A 16,445-nucleotide genomic window follows, 5' to 3' on the forward strand; every position below is an offset into this window, starting at 1 on the left:
TTAACAGTGAATGAACAAGATTTAAAAGAAATGATTCGTTCTTTGTTAAGTGAGTTGGATACAGATGCCATTGCAGAGTCAACAAAAGAGGAGCAAAAAGTAGATTCCAATTTGAAGACGAAAGAAAGTCCAAGTGTTCAACCAGATAAGGAAGAGACTACTATTGAAGATGGAATTATTCCAGATATTACAGAAGTGGATATTCAGGAACAATTTTTGATTCCAAATGCCATTAACGAAGAAGCTTATCGTAAAATTAAAAAATTCACACCAGCTCGTTTGGGCTTGTGGAGAGCAGGAAATCGTTACAAGACTGAAACAGTTCTTCGCTTCCGTGCTGACCACGCAGCGGCGCAAGATGCGGTATTCTCTTATGTTTCTGATGATTTTGTTAAAGAAATGGGATTCATTCCAGTTCAAACAAAAGCTTCAACAAAAGATGAATACTTAACTCGACCAGATTACGGTAGATTCTTCCCAGAAGATCAACAAAAAATTATCAAAGAATCTTGCAAACCAAATCCAAAAGTACAAATTGTTGTAGGAGATGGATTGAGTTCATCAGCCATTGAAGCGAACGTAAGAGATTTCTTACCAGCTTTAAAACAAGGGTTGAAAATGTTTGGTCTTGACTATAATGAAGTTCTTTTCATCAAACATGCTCGGGTAGCGGCTATGGACCAGATTGCTGAACTTACAGGAGCTGAGGTCATCTGTATGCTAGTGGGTGAACGGCCTGGTTTGGTAACAGCAGAATCAATGAGTGCTTATATGGCTTACAAACCAACAGTTGGTATGCCTGAATCTCGTCGTACAGTTGTATCCAATATCCATAAGGGTGGAACTCCAGCGGTTGAAGCTGGTGCCTACGTGGCTGAAATTATCAAGAAGATTCTTGATAATAAGAAGTCAGGTGTAGAATTAAAATAGAAATGGGGTTTAGATTTTGAGAAATGATAGACTTGGCGCTAACGTATTAAGTGCATTATTAATTTCTAATGTAGATGCAGGGTTAGCAGCATCATTGGAATTGAAACCACATCATAGAAGTTTAGGAATTGTTACTTCTGACTGCGATGATGTAACCTATGTTGCTTTAGATGAAGCAACAAAAGCAGCTGATGTTGAAGTTGTTTATGCTCGTAGTATGTATGCTGGAGCTGTTAATGCCTCAACAAAATTAGCAGGTGAAGTTATTGGTATCCTTGCCGGACCTAATCCAGAAGAAGTTCGCAGTGGCCTAGACGTTGTTGTATATGAAATTGAAAATGGGGCAAGTTTCTACAGTGCAAATGACGATGATAGCATTCCATATTTTGCTCATTGTATTTCTAGAGCAGGTAGCTATCTTTCAGAAGGTGCCAATGCAGAAGAAGGTACAGCAATTGCCTATTTGATTGCACCTCCTGCTGAAGCTATGGTTGCGCTAGATGCTGCTTTGAAAGCTGCAGATGTATCGGTTGGAGCCTTTTATGGTCCACCAAGTGAAACAAACTTTGCGGGTGGTCTATTAACTGGATCTCAATCTGCTTGTCGTGCTGCTTGCGATGCATTTGCGCGAACTGTTCTAAGTATTGCAGATAATCCAAAGAATTATTAAGATGAGGTATGCTCATGGTAGAAAAAGCACTTGGATTAATTGAAGTGCGAGGTTTTCTTGGAGCAGTTGTTGTAGCAGATGCTGCTTTGAAAGCTGCAAATGTCTCACTATTAAATATAGAAACTGTTAAGTCAGGTTTGAACACAGTTCAGTTAGTAGGCGACGTTAGTGCAGTAAGATCAGCTGTAGAAGCCGCAGTTGAAATTGCACAGGATCAACCTTACTATCTTCATAGTCACGTGATTGCACGGTTAGACTCACAAACTGATTTAATCCTCAACCCAATCCGTAAGGAAGAGAATAAAGAAGTTCCTAAAGTTGAAAGTGTCTCATTAGAAGAAGAAAGTGTTTTGGAATCACTTGACCCAGTTGAAGAAGCTGAGGTTATTACAGAACCATTGCAATCAGCTATTGAGGAAGTCATTGTTGAAGACATAGTTTCTGATGTTGAAGAAGCCATCGTTGAAGGGATTGTTTCTGATATTGTGACGGAAGAGGAAATTTCGACAGAAGGAAAACAAAAATATTCTGAGGAAGAATTAAATAAATTCAAAGTTGTTGAATTAAGAAGTATTGCTTATCGGGAAAATAAAATCAATCTATCTAAGAAAGAAATTAAATTTGCGAACAAACAATTACTAATTCAAGCTTTACTAAAATTGAAATCATAGGAGAAAGTTGAATGTATATTGAAGATAAAGATCTCTTATCTATTCAAGAAGTTCGCCATTTGATTCAACGAGCAAAAGTAGCTCAACAAAAACTCGCATTGATGAGTCAAGAACAAATTGATACGATCGTAAAAGTTGTAGCTAAAGCTTGTTATGATCAAAGGGAACGTTTAGCCAAAATGGCTGCTGAAGAAACTGGATTTGGTAAGTGGCAAGATAAGGTTTTAAAAAATGCCCTTGCTTCAAAAGGTATTCTTGAAGAAATCAAGGATATGCGTACAGTAGGAATTTTGAGCGAAGATAAGGAAAATAAAGTTATTGAAGTTGGAGTTCCAGTTGGGGTTGTTGCAGGGCTAATTCCTTCAACCAATCCGACTTCGACAGTCATGTATAAAGCTCTTATCGCTTTAAAGGGTGGAAACAGTATTGTTTTCTCTCCACACCCACACGCAGCAAAATGTATCAATGAAACTGTAGATATTATTAAAAAAGCAGCAGTTTCTGCAGGTTGTCCAGAAGGTGCTATCGGTGTGATTCAACGTGTTTCTATTGAAGCAACCAATGAATTGATGAAACACAAAGATACAAACCTAATTTTGGCAACCGGTGGGAATGCGATGGTAAAAGCTGCGTATTCATCAGGAACACCTGCTATTGGGGTAGGTCCTGGTAATGGTCCAGCCTTTATCGAAAAAACTGCAGATATTCCTAAAGCAGTTCGTCAAATCCTAGATTCAAAAACGTTTGATAATGGTGTGATCTGTGCTTCTGAACAATCAATCATTGTCGAAGAAGAAACAAAAGATAAGGTTGTTGAAGAGTTTAAACGTCAAGGTGCTTACTTCGTTCCAAAAGAAGATGCTAAGAAACTTGGTTCCTTCATTATTCTACCTAGTGGAGCAATGAATCCAAAAATGGTAGGTAAAACACCTCAAGTGATTGCTAAACTAGCAGGAATCTCTGTTCCAGATGATGCCCGCGTTTTGATTGCTGACGGTGAAGGAGTTGGAAAACAATATCCATATTCTATGGAAAAACTTGCTCCTGTCCTTGGTTTCTACACTGTTAAAAATTGGGAAGAAGCTTGTGAGTTGAGTATTCGAATTCTTCATCATGAAGGAGCTGGACACACATTAGCTATCCATACCCAAGATGAAAGTGTCGTTCGAGAATTTGCCTTAAGAAAACCTGTTTCAAGACTTTTGGTCAATACTCCTGCTGCTTTAGGAGGAGTTGGTGCTACAACAGGTTTGTTCCCAGCCTTTACTTTAGGTTGTGGAGCTGTAGGTGGAAGCGCAACATCTGATAATGTCAGCCCGTTGAATTTGATTAATATTCGCCGTGTCGCTTATGGTACTGCAGAATTGTCAGATCTGAGAAAGGCTGAAAATCAAGAAAATCTTGACTGTCAACGCTGTGAAGTTGATAAGCAAGTAGATGAAGAACAATTAGTTGATCTGCTTGTTCAACGTGTGTTATCAAAATTAACTAAATAACTTATTCATTTCATAATTGGAGGAAATTAAAATGGCAAACGCAAATGCATTAGGAATGGTTGAAACAAAAGGTTTAGTAGGTGCTATCGAAGCAGCAGATGCTATGGTGAAAGCAGCAAACGTTACATTGATTGGTAAACAACAAGTTGGTGCTGGATTGGTAACTGTAATGGTTCGTGGTGACGTAGGTGCGGTTAAAGCTGCAACAGATGCAGGTGCAGCAGCAGCTGAAAACGTAGGTGAATTGATTTCAGTTCACGTGATCCCACGTCCACATTCAGAAGTAGAAGTCATTCTACCACATCCATCAGCTGAATAATTAGATTTTATAATAGGAGGAAAAGAATATGTCAAACGCAAACGCATTAGGAATGGTTGAAACAAAAGGTTTAGTAGGTGCTATCGAAGCGGCAGATGCTATGGTGAAAGCAGCAAACGTTACATTGATCGGTAAACAACAAGTCGGAGCTGGATTGGTAACTGTAATGGTTCGCGGTGATGTAGGTGCGGTTAAAGCTGCGACAGATGCAGGTGCAGCAGCAGCTGAAAACGTAGGTGAATTGATTTCAGTACATGTCATCCCACGTCCACATTCAGAAGTAGAAGTAATCCTACCTCATAAAGAGTAGATTTTCAAAATTTCTCATGCAGGTAATCAGCAATTAATGTTTTGATAGGAATAAGCATTTTGATGTAAAGAATATTCATTCATGTTAATAGCTGAGCGAGGTTGGGAAGTTACATCTCAACCTCGTTGTATCCCTGTAGTTAATTTGTGGTAGAAGGATGTGAATGCATGACAGTTTATACTGAATCTCGAATTAGAAAGCTAATGAAAGATGGACAGGTTAGTGAGCAAAACGTTCTCAAACTCTCGAGTGATGATAAATTGACTCCAGCAGCAAGAGGTTTCTTGCATGATCGCCATATTCAGATAGCTTATACTGATTCGAAAATAAAAACTCAAACAGAGATTAGCATAACATTTGATAAGACTGTTTCGTCTCTAGAAGAGTCTGCTGTGTATCCACTACTTTTCAAGCTAACGAAACTATATACGTATTTTCTAAGATGCCAAAAAGAACTCCACCTTGCTTTTCTTGATGACAAAGTAGAACAATTAGGAAATCTTCTCCATATTATAGAAAAAATTGTAGGTTGTTATATTGAAGATGATATATCATACTATAATCAAAATCTTGGTACGAATGAAGAGTTACAATCTGTTCGGGTGATTAAACAGTTGGATCAAGGAAGTGTACAAGTTGATTTCAAATGTGAGAGTTGGAAACTTTCGTGTTATGAGTTATATATTGAGATTGCTAATATTCGAAAGGAATTAGCTCTTGTAGTATCCGGTACTCAGGATATTTATGCTGAGAAACTGATCGCATTATTGAAATCGATTGAAGTATTAGTATGGCTTACTTTAGAATAGAATGTGGAGAATAACAATGTCATTAGAAAATTTAATTGATAAAGTTATTGATAGGATTCAAAATGAACTTGATGGTTCGTTTGAAGTAGAAGCTAGTGGTAGACATGTCCATTTAAGTCGTAAGGAATTAGATGCACTGTTTGGAACAGGATATGAATTGACAAAGGCGAAAGACTTATCTCAACCTGGTCAGTATGCTTCAAAGGAACGATTAACGGTAGTGGGACCAAAAGGAGCCTATCATAATGTAGTTATTTTAGGTCCTGTTAGAAAAGAATCACAAGTTGAAGTATCACTTACGGACTGCTTGCAATTAGGTGTTAAAGCTCCTATTCGAGAAAGTGGTGATATCGAAGGTACTCCAGGTATTGTCTTAGTAAATGGTGATAAGTCTGTCTCTTTGGACAAAGGCTTGATTGTTGCTAAACGCCATGTTCATATGACACCTGAAGATGCTGAAAAATTGGGCGTAAAAAATCATGATATTGTAAAAGTTAAAGTTGAAGGAGCAAGGCCTTTAATCTTTGACGACGTTGTGATTCGTGTGAGTCCAAAATTTGCAACTTATATGCATATCGATTACGATGAAGCCAATGCTTGTGGTTTTAGCAAAGGAATCCGTGGTCGGATTATTAAAGACTAGTATTGGTTGTTGGAGGTAGGTCAAAAATGGAGAATCTAGATAAGATCGTAGATTTGATTACAGACCGTTTAATGGATAAAATACAGGTTGAAACGCATAAGGCATCAATATTTGTTATCGGAGCATTTGATATTCCTGAAATCGTAACGAAAGAAGGTTATCAAGTTGTGAAACAATCAAGTAGTGCTGACATCATTCTAGTAGAATCAATTGGTTTTGATGCAATGATGCGAATCGCTTCTTTGTGTCCGCTAAATGCTGATGAAGCTGTTGTCATTAAAAGTTTGTTGAAAGGAAAGAAAGTTTTGGTTCCAGTAGAATCATTTGACTTCCATCAGTTTAAACAAACCTCAAAAGCCTTATTGTTTCAAGATCTTCAAGAACAGTACGAAAAACTTCTTCGATATGGTGTTCAATTCTATAAAAAAGAAGAATTGCTATCATTGCTAGAAGAATCTACTGGTGGAGAAAACAATAAACCTTTAAATGATGTGACAAAGAATGAAACTCAACCGAAATCTGTTGAAAAGGTTGGCTTATTAACTGAAAAAAAGTTAATTGAAATGAACCTATCTGATCATGATAGGATTCGGATTAAAAAAGGAATGATTGTGACCGCTCTTGCGAAAGACTATTTGAAACGTCACAATATTATAATAGAAGAATAAGGAGTAGCGAGATGTTTGTTGGGAAAGTGAAAGGAAGTCTATGGGCTACGAGAAAAGATGAAAAACTTAATGGATTAAAGTTTTTAGTGGTCGAACGACAACTGGATGACCATCAAACAGATCCTGCCTTAGTCATTGCTGCTGATTGTATTGGTGCTGGTGAAGGTGATCAAGTGTTGGTCACTACAGGAAGTTCAGCTCGTGTGAGTTTGAATAGACAGGATGTCCCAGTAGATATGGTCATAGTGGGTATCATTGATAAAGTTGAGTATCAACTGGATGATTATTGAAAGTAGGGATTAATTTATGAGTATAAATGAAATTATCATTTACATTATGGTTCTGTTTATGCTTGTCGGTGCAGTTGATAAATGTATCGGTGGGAAACTAGGATTAAGTGAAAAGTTTGAAGAAGGTATTATGGCTATGGGAGCCTTGGCTTTGTCAATGGCTGGGATCATGGTTGTAGCTCCTTTGCTTGCAGATTTATTGAAACCTGTAATTGTTCCACTTTATGGAATGGTTGGTGCGGATCCTTCTATTTTTGCGACTACCTTTATTGCGAATGATATGGGGGGAGCTCCTTTAGCCTTAAGTTTGGCACAAGATAAAGCTGTTGGTGATTTTGCAGCCTATGTTTTAGGTTCTATGATGGGACCAACAATTGTGTTTACGATACCTGTTGCTTTAGGGATTATTGAAAAATCAGATCGTCCATTCTTAGCCCGTGGTATCTTGTACGGATTGGTAACCGTACCTGTCGGATGTTTAGTTGGTGGACTTCTAGTTCCAGGTTTATCATTTGGTACTTTGTTAATCAACTTGATCCCTATCGTAATCGTCTCTGCTCTTATTTTCCTAGGTTTACTTCTTATTCCAAATGGAATGATTAAAGGATTTGAAATCTTTGGTCAAATTATTGTTGTGATTGCAACATTAGGTTTAGCATTTGGTGCTGCACAACTCTTGACTGGAAATGAATGGTTGATTAATTTGTATCCAAAAGGTGCAGAAACCCTAAAAGAAGCATTTGTTGTTGTTGGTTCAATCGCAGTAACCTTGGCTGGTGCCTTTGGTTTAGTGGCAGTCTTTACCAAAGTAGCTAATAAACCTCTTTCTGCAATTGGTAAATCATTGGGAATGAACGAAGTTGGAGCTGCTGGTTTGGTTGCTTCTTTGGCAAACAACATTGCCATGTTCCAAATGTTAAAAGATATGGATAAACGTGGTAAAATCTTGAATATCGCCTTTGCTGTATCTGCTTCATTCGTTATTGGGGACCACTTAGGATTTACTGCTGGTCAAGCTCCTAAGATGATTGTTCCAATGATGATTGGTAAGTTTGTAGGTGGGGTTACCGCTGTATTACTTGCCTACTTCTTGACTAAGAAAGAAGCCTAATTGGAGGTATTGGTAAATGGATTATAATCGTACAGATATTGAATCTTTAGTTCGAAAAATTCTTTTAGAAGAATTAGCGAGTAAAGGTTCTGCTAAACGTGTAAGTAAAGCTGGTGTAACCTCTATTTCACTACCAAGTCTAGATGTTCGTCCTGAAGATCGTTTGGATACAGGAAATCCAGAACACCAAGTATACACTCGAGATCTCTTGACATTAGAAGAAAGTCCTCGTCTTGGCTTAGGGTTGATGACCATGGACAAGACAACCTTCCCTTGGCACTTAGATTATGATGAAGTAGACTACGTTATTGAAGGTCGATTGGATGTTATCTCTGGTGATGAAGTCATGAGTGCTGGTCCAGGTGAAGTCATCTTTATTCCAAAAGGTAGCGATATTCAATTCTCTGTTAAAGATAAGGCTCGATTTATTTATGTGACTTATCCAGCAGATTGGCAAGGTTAATCAACTTTACATAGAATGTTTTATAAGGAGCACCGTATGTGTGCTCTTTTTTGAGTGCGTTTCCAATTTTTTATTGACAAATACTATAATTTATATTAGAATAAAAGCATCTTTAGTGTTTAAGGATATAGAAGAGCACAACGAGGTGCTAAGTAATAAAATAGAGCAACGGAGCTACAAAAAATAGTGTATTTTTTGTAGCTCTATTTTTTTCAAAGTTAGGGGTGTGTTAGCATGAAGCAGTTTATGTTGGCTGGTGTATCAAGTGGTGTAGGAAAAACAACCGTAACACTAGCTGTATTAAAAGCTTTAACAGATATGGGGTATAAGGTTCAGCCGTATAAAATAGGCCCGGATTATATTGACACATCATATCATAGTCGTATTACAAAAAATTCATCCCGAAATTTGGATAATTTTTTAATCCCTGATTCCAATTATCTAAAGTGGTCCTATTATCGTTGGCATCAAAATAGTGATGTAGCAGTTGTAGAAGGAGTAATGGGACTTTATGATGGATTAGGAACAGATAAAGATTGTGCTTCTTCGGCATCTGTTGCAAAACAGCTCAATCTACCTGTTGTATTGATTATTGATGGGAAATCGACTTCAACTTCAGCAGCAGCAATTGTCCATGGCTTTTCTTCATTTGACCCTGGTGTCAACATCGTTGGGGTTATTGTGAACCGTGTTGCTTCAGAAACGCATTACCAGTTGATTAAGGGAGCAATTGAACGCTATACAGATATAGAAGTTTTAGGCTATTTTCCAAAAAATGTTCAGGTTGAACTCCCATCTAGACATTTGGGATTGATTCCTGATGTAGAGATGGATGATCTTGAAGAAAAATTTGCTATTCTTGGAGAGCAGGCTAAAAAAACGATCCAGTTTGATCGTTTATTGGAAAAAGTTGACGGAGCATCACTGGAATTGTCTTCTCCATTCAAATTTCAACATACCATTCCATTAACGATTGCTTATGCTCTTGATGATGCTTTTCATTTCTATTATGAAGATAATTTGGATTTATTGAAAAATGCTGAAGTCACCCTGATTCCATTTAGCCCCTTGAAGGATCAACAGTTACCTGAAGCCGATGCTTATTATTTTGGTGGGGGGTATCCGGAACTATTTGCTAAAGAATTATCGGAAAATCTATCCTTTAAACAATCTGTTTTAGATGCTCATCAAAAGGGAATCCCAATCTACGCTGAATGTGGAGGCTTGATGTATCTTGGAAAAAATCTTGAGATAGAAGATCAGGTCTACGAAATGGTTGGTATCTTTGATGGGACTAGTGTGATGACGAATGGGCTAAAACGTTTTGGCTATTGTTTTGCAACTACCAATGAAGATTCTTTATTTGGTCCGTCTGGTACGGAAATTCGAGGCCATGAGTTCCATCATTCAATTTTCAATACTTCTGAAAAAACAGTTTTAGATCTGAGAAAAGAAAGAGATGGAGAAGTGGTTTCGAATTGGACAGGGGGATATCAGAAAGGGAAAACCTTTGCCAGTTACCTCCATGTTCATTTATATCAGAATGAGCAACTCCTAAAGAGTTGGATCGATTATATACTGGAGTCTAAAAAATGATAGTTATTGCACTCTTTATTGCTCTTCTTCTTGATTGGTTAATTGGAGATCCCTATTCGTGGCCACACCCGGTCAAACTAATTGGAAATTTTATTTATGCTTGTTTACGGATGGAAAACTTAAAAACGAGATATCCTGTTCTGTTCGGAATATTCCTTTGGATATGGACCGTTTCTTTGACAGTTTCCATCACGTATGGAATCTTGTGGGGGGCTAGTCAGCTTCACCCGATTCTTTATTGGATTTTGTGGATTTATTTAGCCTACACCTGTTTAGCAACTCGATCTCTAGCTTTTGAAGCTCTCAAAGTATATAAAGCTATTCAGTCTGGTTCCATTGAGAAGGCTAGGTATCAAGTGGGAATGATCGTAGGGAGAGAAACAGATCAGCTTACCATACCTGAAATTTGTCATGCGACCATTGAAACCGTCGCAGAAAACGCTAGTGATGGAGTGATCGGCCCCTTATTGTGCTTATTTATTGGCGGGCCCGTATTAGCAATGGGATACAAAGCTGTTAATACGCTAGATTCAATGGTCGGTTATAAAACAGCCAAATACCGAAAGATTGGATATGTTTCGGCTAAAATAGATGATTTGGTCAATCTCATTCCTGCCCGTTTAACTTGGTTGTTTATGATGGCAAGTGCCAGAGTCCTGCAATTGGATTTCAGAAATGCCATAAAAATTGGCTGGAGAGATCGCTACCAACATGCGAGTCCAAATAGTGCTTTCCCTGAGTCGGTCGTGGCAGGTGCCCTGGGGATTCAATTAGGTGGAGCTCATATCTATCATGGTGAGTTGATTACAAAACCAACTATTGGTGATCCTACAAGAAATGTAGAGCCGGATGATATTTTAACATCCATTTCTATGCTCTATATGACAACAACGATTTCAGCTTTCGTTTTGTCAATTATTTATCTCATCGTTGTAAATTATTAAAAGAGGAGTATATATGTCCTATATTAAAAACCCTTCCTCAATCGAGGAAAAAAGTTTTCAGATCATTCAATCGGTGATCGATCAGGATCATCCAGATTATGAATTCCATGAAGATATGGAAGAAGCCATTATTAAACGCGCTATTCATACCACTGGTGATTTTGACTATCTCTATACCATGAGGTTTATCAACCATGTTAATGAACGAATCGTTGATGTGATTCAAAAAAAAGGGACAATCATTGTTGATTCCAGCATTTCCTTAAATGGGATCAATAAACGAGTTCTTGATCAAATGGGCGTTTCCTACCGTTGCTTAATTAACGATGAAGATGTCATCCAACTTGCTAAGGAAAAAAATATTACTAGAGCCATGGCAGCTGTTGAAAAAGCAACTGGGATAGAAGGACCTAAAGTATTTGCTTTTGGAGGAGCACCCACAGCTTTGTTCCACCTCCTTGATTTAATCAAAGAGAAAAATGTTAAAGTAGATGCAATTATCGGTGTTCCCGTTGGGTTTATCAATGTCCTAGAATCTAAGGAAGCATTATTAGCGACTGACTTGCCTGTTATGGTAAATGAAGGGCGTAAGGGGGGAAGCACCCTTGTCGTAGCGATTATTAATGCGATTATTTATCAAATGCAAACGATTGTGACCGATGACTATGTTCGTTATTCTACAGCTTTAAATGATAAAAAAGGATAAGGCATTTATGAGTTATATAAAAGTATCAAATCAGATTGAAGAAGCTAGTTTTAAAAAAATTCAAGAAATCATTGATCAGGAGCACCCAGATATTGTTTTTGATAATCCATTTCATGAAGCAGTTTGGAAACGAGTTGTTTTTGCGAGTGCGGACTTTGATTACCTTTACAATATTAAATTTTCAAATGATGCTATCGACCATATTTTAGATGTTATTAAAAATAAAGGAACTATTTTCACCGATACGACCATGGTTCTAGGTGGTTTCAATAAAAGAATCCTTGATGAGCTTGGTGTAGCCTACAGATGCTTGGTTAATGAACCAGCGATCTTTGAAGAAGCCAAGGCAAAAGGGATTACGCGTTCTATGGCTGCAGTAGAGCATGCAGCTAATGAATTAGGACCAAAATTATTTGTGTTTGGAAATGCACCAACTTCTATCTTTAAAGTCTTAGATATGGTAGAAGAAGGGACATTAGTCCCTGATGCTGTTATTGGCGTTCCAGTTGGCTTTGTAGGAGCTGCAGAATCAAAACAAAAATTACATGAGAGTTCCATTCCTTCCATCGTTGCATTGGGAAGTAAAGGTGGAAGTACGATTGCAGCAGCAGTAGTGAATGCGATCCTCTACCAATACAAACAAGAAATGGATGATTACCAACGTTTTGTAGTCCCAAATAAATAATGTAAGGAAGGGGAACACTATGGATGAGTACTCATATGTTAATGGAAAGAAATTAAGAAAAGGGTTTACTACAGGTACTTGTGCAACTGCAGCAACTGCGGCGGCTATTAGTATGATTTTAAATCAAGATATCGAAGAAAAAGTTACCGTTTCTACAGCAAATGGAGTCGAAGTAACGATGGATATCAAAAATCCTTCTTTTGGTGAACTGACTGCTAGTGCCGCTGTCGAAAAGGATGGTGGTGATGATGCCGATGCAACGCACGGTCTCCTTATTTATTCGACTGTAACTCTCTTACCTGACTCAACTGAAATTATCATTGATGGTGGGGAAGGAGTTGGCCGAGTAACTCAAAAAGGGCTGAAATGTGATGTTGGAATGGCAGCAATCAACCCAACCCCTCGAACGATGATTGAAAAAACAGCCCGTCAATTGTTGGGGCCAGACTGCGGAGCCGAAATTATCATTTCAGTTCCTGGGGGCGAAGAAACAGCCAAGTTAACCTATAATTCTCGGTTAGGCATTGTAGGAGGGATCTCTATTTTGGGGACGACAGGAATTGTTAACCCAATGTCTGAGGATAGTTGGAAAGCTTCGATTACGATTGAGTTAACCATGTTGTACAATCAAGGCTATCGTTCAGTTGTTTTAGCTCCTGGGAATTACGGCGAGGATTTTGCGACCAATGTGCTGGGGATTCCACCTCATCGAATTGTGAACATGAGTAACTTTGTTGGGCATGTCCTTAAAGAAGTCCAGCGGATTGGCTTTACTCGCGTCCTGATGGTTGGACATATGGGGAAATTTGTAAAGGTCGCTGGTGGGATTTTCTCAACTCACAGTAAAGACTCAGATGCGCGAATGGAGATCATCATGGCTAACCTAGCCTTGTTAGGTGCCCCAGTTGAACTTCTTGAAAAAGTGGATCAATGCATTACAACAGATGCAGCCGGAACTCTGATTGAGGAATATCATTATGAGGAAGTTTATCAGGTCTTGGTTGACAAAATGAAGTTCCGTTCGGAACGCTTGCTTAGAAACCGGAAGCCGGAAGTGAGCATTGATGTAGTAACCTTTGGGACAGAAGCTGGGTATCTAGCTTCAACCCAAACATTAGAAGAAATAGCGGAGGAATGGACGTGATCTATGTAATTGGAATAGGGCCAGGAGCCCCTTCCTATGGACTTTTGGGAAGTGAAGAGATTTATGAAAATGCAGACTATATTCTTGGAAGTGAGCGTCATTTGGAAATTCTTCCAGCTGCCTTTCAGTCAAAAGGTGTCGTACCTCCAAAAAAACTTTCAGAATTAGCTCAATTAATAGAGTCTTATCCGGAAGAATCGACCATACTTTATTTGGCTTCAGGGGACCCCTTGATTTATGGTTTGGGAAAATGGTTGTCTGAGAAATTTAAAGGGCGCGTGCTTATTCAGCCAGGAATTTCGTCTTTCCAGTATTTGGCTAGCAAGGTATCGTTGCCTATGAATGAAGCCTACTTGACAAGTAGTCACGCAAAAATTCCTAATTTTGATTTCATTCTTTCTTTACCAAAAGTATTTATGGTAACCGATAAAAAAATTGGTCCATATGAAATTGCTCAAGAAGTTAAAAAACGAGGCTTGAAAAAAGTCTTAGTCATCGGTGAAAATCTTAGTTATGAAGATGAAAACATCGAAATTTTAGCAGAAGATCAAGTTGTCAATCGACAATATGAAATGAATGTGGTGGTGATTTTAGATGAAGGATTCGGCATTTATTAGGGCAAAGGTCCCAATGACAAAAGAAGAGGTCAGGGCTATCAGTATTGATAAATTGGACTTACACAAGGCAAAGAGAATGCTGGATGTTGGCTCTGGTACAGGCAGTGTAACCATTCAAGCAGCTGTATCTTTTCCGAACTTAGAAGTCGTTGCAATTGAGCAAAATGAAGACGCAGTTACACTGACACAGGAAAATATTGATTACTTTGGTTGTCAAAATATTAATCTGATAAAAGGAAAAGCCCCTGTTGACCTAGATGGACAGTTTGATGCTATTTTTGTGGGTGGAACCGGTGGCAATATGGCAGAAATCTTTGAGTGGTGTGAAAGTTTGTTGGTACCTGGAGGACGATTTGTTCTAAACTTTATCCTCTTGGAAAATGCTATGGAAGCTATTCAACTTGCTGAAAAATTGGAATGGCAAGACTTAGATGTTGTATCTATTCAAGCTAGTAGATGGTCTGCTTTGGGCAAGGGCCACTATTTTAAACAGCAAAACCCAACGATCATTGTCTCAGCTGTAAAACCAGAAAGGAATTAAATATATGTCAATTGTACATTTTGTCGGTGCAGGACCTGGTGATGTGGATCTCATTACTCTAAAAGGTTACCGCAAATTATCCCAAGCAGATGTAGTTATCTACGCGGGTTCTCTTGTAAATCCAGATCTCCTTCAATACTGTAAAGAAGGTGCGGAGATTCATGACAGTGCTTCTATGCATTTGATGGAAATTATCGATGTCATGGAAGAAGCTGTTAAAGCTGGAAAAGACGTCGTCCGCTTGCAGACAGGGGATTTCTCTATCTACGGTTCTATTCGTGAGCAAACAGAAGAGATGAAGAAGAGAGGCATTGAATTTGACTGTATTCCTGGAGTGAGCTCTTTCTTAGGTGCAGCTTCAAGTATTGGAACAGAATATACGGTCCCTGAAGTCTCTCAAAGTGTGATTATCACTCGCATGGCCGGACGGACCCCAGTTCCTGAACGAGAATCCCTCCGAAGCTATGCTCAGCACAGAACCTCTATGGCCATTTTCTTATCTGTACAAGGCATTGAAAAAGTGGTGGCTGAATTGGTTGAGGGTGGTTATCCAATAGAAACACCTGTCGCAGTAATCTATAAGGCAACTTGGCCAGATGAACGCAAGGTCTTTGGGACATTGGAGACCATTGCTGAGAAGGTCAAAGAAGCTAAAATTAGAAAAACTGCCTTGATTTTAGTTGGAGATTTCTTGGGTGAAGAGTTTTACTACTCTAAACTCTATCACAAAGATTTCCACCATGAATTCCGTAAAGGATTGAGTTCGCATGCTAAATGATTCCCCTCGATACGCTATTGTGGCGGTTACTAACAATGCAAAAAATTTAGGACTAGAGCTCAAGGAAAAACTTGGGATTGATTGTCCAGTCTATACCACTGTGAAAATCGCTGACTCTCGAACGGTACCGATTGAAGGACGTGTCATTGAAGGACTTCGGAAAGTATTCCAAGAGGTGGATGTCTTGATTTGTATCATGGCGATTGGTGCGGTTGTCAGAGGCATTGCCCCTGTTATTAAAGACAAAACAACCGATCCTGCTGTGATCGTTATGGATGAGAAAGCCAATCATGTGATTAGTTTATTGAGTGGTCACTTAGGTGGGGCCAATCAAGTTACACTTAAAATCGCTGAATTATTAGATTCAAATCCAGTGATCACGACTGCGACAGATACACAAAATGTTGTAGCCTTGGATAATATTGCTAAAGAAGTAAATGGGTGGCGGGAAGAATTGCGCCACTTAGTGAAAGTATTTAATTCTTATTTAGCGAATAAGGACTGTGTCTATTTTTATCAAGAAAAGTCTTGGGTTTCTGACCTGAGAGGGCTAACAGTCATTAAGGAAAATCAGATACAGGAAGTACTTGCTAATAAGAGCCCATTTATTTGGTTGACCTCTCAAGCAGTTGAGGTTGACGAAGAAGTGGTAGCCCTGATTCATCCAAAACCCTATGTTTTAGGAGTTGGGGCAAAGAAGGATCTTCCACCTTCAACTTTTATGGAATCATTCCGAGCGTTTTGTGAACAAGAGGAAATCTCCAGTTCAGAAATCGCTAAAATAGCTAGTATTGATGTCAAAAAAAATGAACAAGCTATACTAGCATTAGCCCAACACCTAGATTGTCCGTTTGTCACATATTCTAATGAAGAATTACAAGTTGTGGCTGATAAATATCCGCAATCGGAATTTGTGAAGAAAACTGTAGGTGTGGGAAGTGTCGCACTTGCTAGTGCGGACCTTGCAAGTAAAGGAAATGTGCTGACCCAACGGTTCGCACAAAATGGTGCAACATTTGCACTTGGTAAATTAGGTAACAATTATTAAATATTT

The 16,445-nt window shown here is 38.6% G+C and carries 21 protein-coding genes; all 21 read left to right on the plus strand.

The genetic code is table 11. From position 1 onward, the window contains the following. Positions 1-6: 6 nt before the first annotated feature. Positions 7-930: an ethanolamine ammonia-lyase subunit EutC gene (eutC, locus tag AB5Y61_RS00235; protein WP_049515131.1), complete on the plus strand. Its 924-nt coding sequence runs from the start codon at positions 7-9 to the stop codon at positions 928-930. Positions 931-946: 16 nt separating this feature from the next. Further along, complete coding sequence (gene eutL / locus AB5Y61_RS00240) at positions 947-1,600, plus strand: ethanolamine utilization microcompartment protein EutL (protein WP_368402505.1); 654 nt, start codon at positions 947-949, stop codon at positions 1,598-1,600. Between the two features lie 14 nt (positions 1,601-1,614). Continuing rightward, entirely contained in the window at positions 1,615-2,271 is a 657-nt protein-coding gene (locus AB5Y61_RS00245; protein ID WP_368402507.1) for a BMC domain-containing protein, read from the plus strand. A gap of 11 nt (positions 2,272-2,282) precedes the next feature. Further along, positions 2,283-3,767 carry an acetaldehyde dehydrogenase (acetylating) gene (locus AB5Y61_RS00250; protein WP_195347892.1) on the plus strand — a complete coding sequence of 495 codons (1,485 nt, stop codon included), beginning with the start codon at positions 2,283-2,285 and terminating at the stop codon, positions 3,765-3,767. 31 nt (positions 3,768-3,798) lie between these two features. Then, positions 3,799-4,086 carry a BMC domain-containing protein gene (locus AB5Y61_RS00255; RefSeq protein WP_195487148.1) on the plus strand — a complete coding sequence of 96 codons (288 nt, stop codon included), beginning with the start codon at positions 3,799-3,801 and terminating at the stop codon, positions 4,084-4,086. Between the two features lie 28 nt (positions 4,087-4,114). Continuing rightward, the gene (locus AB5Y61_RS00260; RefSeq protein ID WP_006596190.1) at positions 4,115-4,396 is read left to right on the plus strand and encodes a BMC domain-containing protein; all 282 of its coding nucleotides are present in this window, start codon (positions 4,115-4,117) and stop codon (positions 4,394-4,396) included. A gap of 167 nt (positions 4,397-4,563) precedes the next feature. Beyond that, positions 4,564-5,205 (plus strand): hypothetical protein, encoded by a 642-nt coding sequence (locus AB5Y61_RS00265; protein WP_368402510.1) that lies wholly within the window; start codon positions 4,564-4,566, stop codon positions 5,203-5,205. A 16-nt stretch (positions 5,206-5,221) separates the two neighbouring features. Further along, positions 5,222-5,848 (plus strand): ethanolamine utilization phosphate acetyltransferase EutD, encoded by a 627-nt coding sequence (eutD, locus tag AB5Y61_RS00270; protein ID WP_023023508.1) that lies wholly within the window; start codon positions 5,222-5,224, stop codon positions 5,846-5,848. Between the two features lie 26 nt (positions 5,849-5,874). Next, positions 5,875-6,516: an ethanolamine utilization protein gene (locus tag AB5Y61_RS00275; protein ID WP_195347889.1), complete on the plus strand. Its 642-nt coding sequence runs from the start codon at positions 5,875-5,877 to the stop codon at positions 6,514-6,516. A gap of 11 nt (positions 6,517-6,527) precedes the next feature. Further along, positions 6,528-6,806 carry a EutN/CcmL family microcompartment protein gene (locus AB5Y61_RS00280; RefSeq protein WP_003006905.1) on the plus strand — a complete coding sequence of 93 codons (279 nt, stop codon included), beginning with the start codon at positions 6,528-6,530 and terminating at the stop codon, positions 6,804-6,806. 16 nt (positions 6,807-6,822) lie between these two features. Next, positions 6,823-7,917 (plus strand): ethanolamine utilization protein EutH, encoded by a 1,095-nt coding sequence (locus AB5Y61_RS00285; RefSeq protein ID WP_368402511.1) that lies wholly within the window; start codon positions 6,823-6,825, stop codon positions 7,915-7,917. 16 nt (positions 7,918-7,933) lie between these two features. After that, positions 7,934-8,380: a cupin domain-containing protein gene (locus AB5Y61_RS00290; RefSeq protein ID WP_368402513.1), complete on the plus strand. Its 447-nt coding sequence runs from the start codon at positions 7,934-7,936 to the stop codon at positions 8,378-8,380. Positions 8,381-8,614: 234 nt separating this feature from the next. After that, the gene (locus AB5Y61_RS00295) at positions 8,615-9,976 is read left to right on the plus strand and encodes a cobyrinate a,c-diamide synthase (protein ID WP_368402515.1); all 1,362 of its coding nucleotides are present in this window, start codon (positions 8,615-8,617) and stop codon (positions 9,974-9,976) included. Then, positions 9,973-10,920, plus strand: a complete 948-nt coding sequence (gene cbiB, locus AB5Y61_RS00300) for an adenosylcobinamide-phosphate synthase CbiB (RefSeq protein ID WP_368402517.1) — start codon at positions 9,973-9,975, stop codon at positions 10,918-10,920. Before AB5Y61_RS00295 ends, cbiB begins: the two co-directional genes overlap by 4 nt. 13 nt (positions 10,921-10,933) lie before the next feature. Continuing rightward, a complete protein-coding gene (locus AB5Y61_RS00305) occupies positions 10,934-11,626 on the plus strand; it encodes a cobalt-precorrin-8 methylmutase (protein ID WP_368402518.1) in 693 nt (230 codons plus the stop codon). A 7-nt stretch (positions 11,627-11,633) separates the two neighbouring features. After that, positions 11,634-12,311, plus strand: a complete 678-nt coding sequence (locus tag AB5Y61_RS00310) for a cobalt-precorrin-8 methylmutase (RefSeq protein WP_368402520.1) — start codon at positions 11,634-11,636, stop codon at positions 12,309-12,311. Positions 12,312-12,330: 19 nt separating this feature from the next. Beyond that, positions 12,331-13,455 (plus strand): cobalt-precorrin-5B (C(1))-methyltransferase CbiD, encoded by a 1,125-nt coding sequence (gene cbiD / locus AB5Y61_RS00315; RefSeq protein WP_368402522.1) that lies wholly within the window; start codon positions 12,331-12,333, stop codon positions 13,453-13,455. Beyond that, positions 13,446-14,072 carry a cobalt-precorrin-7 (C(5))-methyltransferase gene (locus tag AB5Y61_RS00320; protein ID WP_368402524.1) on the plus strand — a complete coding sequence of 209 codons (627 nt, stop codon included), beginning with the start codon at positions 13,446-13,448 and terminating at the stop codon, positions 14,070-14,072. Before cbiD ends, AB5Y61_RS00320 begins: the two co-directional genes overlap by 10 nt. Then, the gene (locus AB5Y61_RS00325) at positions 14,050-14,613 is read left to right on the plus strand and encodes a decarboxylating cobalt-precorrin-6B (C(15))-methyltransferase (RefSeq protein WP_368402525.1); all 564 of its coding nucleotides are present in this window, start codon (positions 14,050-14,052) and stop codon (positions 14,611-14,613) included. Before AB5Y61_RS00320 ends, AB5Y61_RS00325 begins: the two co-directional genes overlap by 23 nt. Positions 14,614-14,617: 4 nt before the next feature. Further along, complete coding sequence (locus AB5Y61_RS00330; RefSeq protein WP_049472811.1) at positions 14,618-15,391, plus strand: cobalt-precorrin-4 methyltransferase; 774 nt, start codon at positions 14,618-14,620, stop codon at positions 15,389-15,391. After that, positions 15,381-16,439 (plus strand): cobalt-precorrin 5A hydrolase, encoded by a 1,059-nt coding sequence (locus AB5Y61_RS00335; protein ID WP_368402527.1) that lies wholly within the window; start codon positions 15,381-15,383, stop codon positions 16,437-16,439. Before AB5Y61_RS00330 ends, AB5Y61_RS00335 begins: the two co-directional genes overlap by 11 nt. The last annotated feature ends 6 nt before the right edge of the window (positions 16,440-16,445 follow it).

Origin of the sequence: Streptococcus parasanguinis (genome assembly GCF_040908565.1) — a bacterium.
Classification (GTDB): Bacteria; Bacillota; Bacilli; order Lactobacillales; family Streptococcaceae; genus Streptococcus; species Streptococcus parasanguinis_AC.

What these genes read in the sequence shown, in the direction of transcription:
- cbiB (WP_368402517.1), top strand. Translation starts at nt 9,973, where the DNA reads ATGATAGTTATTGCACTCTTTATTGCTCTTCTTCTTGATTGGTTAATT.
- AB5Y61_RS00330 (WP_049472811.1), top strand. Translation starts at nt 14,618, where the DNA reads ATGTCAATTGTACATTTTGTCGGTGCAGGACCTGGTGATGTGGATCTC.
- AB5Y61_RS00255 (WP_195487148.1), top strand. Translation starts at nt 3,799, where the DNA reads ATGGCAAACGCAAATGCATTAGGAATGGTTGAAACAAAAGGTTTAGTA.
- eutD (WP_023023508.1), top strand. Translation starts at nt 5,222, where the DNA reads ATGTCATTAGAAAATTTAATTGATAAAGTTATTGATAGGATTCAAAAT.
- AB5Y61_RS00320 (WP_368402524.1), top strand. Translation starts at nt 13,446, where the DNA reads ATGGACGTGATCTATGTAATTGGAATAGGGCCAGGAGCCCCTTCCTAT.
- AB5Y61_RS00305 (WP_368402518.1), top strand. Translation starts at nt 10,934, where the DNA reads ATGTCCTATATTAAAAACCCTTCCTCAATCGAGGAAAAAAGTTTTCAG.
- AB5Y61_RS00285 (WP_368402511.1), top strand. Translation starts at nt 6,823, where the DNA reads ATGAGTATAAATGAAATTATCATTTACATTATGGTTCTGTTTATGCTT.
- AB5Y61_RS00280 (WP_003006905.1), top strand. Translation starts at nt 6,528, where the DNA reads ATGTTTGTTGGGAAAGTGAAAGGAAGTCTATGGGCTACGAGAAAAGAT.
- AB5Y61_RS00325 (WP_368402525.1), top strand. Translation starts at nt 14,050, where the DNA reads ATGAAGGATTCGGCATTTATTAGGGCAAAGGTCCCAATGACAAAAGAA.
- AB5Y61_RS00265 (WP_368402510.1), top strand. Translation starts at nt 4,564, where the DNA reads ATGACAGTTTATACTGAATCTCGAATTAGAAAGCTAATGAAAGATGGA.
- AB5Y61_RS00245 (WP_368402507.1), top strand. Translation starts at nt 1,615, where the DNA reads ATGGTAGAAAAAGCACTTGGATTAATTGAAGTGCGAGGTTTTCTTGGA.
- AB5Y61_RS00335 (WP_368402527.1), top strand. Translation starts at nt 15,381, where the DNA reads ATGCTAAATGATTCCCCTCGATACGCTATTGTGGCGGTTACTAACAAT.
- AB5Y61_RS00290 (WP_368402513.1), top strand. Translation starts at nt 7,934, where the DNA reads ATGGATTATAATCGTACAGATATTGAATCTTTAGTTCGAAAAATTCTT.
- AB5Y61_RS00275 (WP_195347889.1), top strand. Translation starts at nt 5,875, where the DNA reads ATGGAGAATCTAGATAAGATCGTAGATTTGATTACAGACCGTTTAATG.
- AB5Y61_RS00310 (WP_368402520.1), top strand. Translation starts at nt 11,634, where the DNA reads ATGAGTTATATAAAAGTATCAAATCAGATTGAAGAAGCTAGTTTTAAA.
- AB5Y61_RS00250 (WP_195347892.1), top strand. Translation starts at nt 2,283, where the DNA reads ATGTATATTGAAGATAAAGATCTCTTATCTATTCAAGAAGTTCGCCAT.
- cbiD (WP_368402522.1), top strand. Translation starts at nt 12,331, where the DNA reads ATGGATGAGTACTCATATGTTAATGGAAAGAAATTAAGAAAAGGGTTT.
- AB5Y61_RS00295 (WP_368402515.1), top strand. Translation starts at nt 8,615, where the DNA reads ATGAAGCAGTTTATGTTGGCTGGTGTATCAAGTGGTGTAGGAAAAACA.
- AB5Y61_RS00260 (WP_006596190.1), top strand. Translation starts at nt 4,115, where the DNA reads ATGTCAAACGCAAACGCATTAGGAATGGTTGAAACAAAAGGTTTAGTA.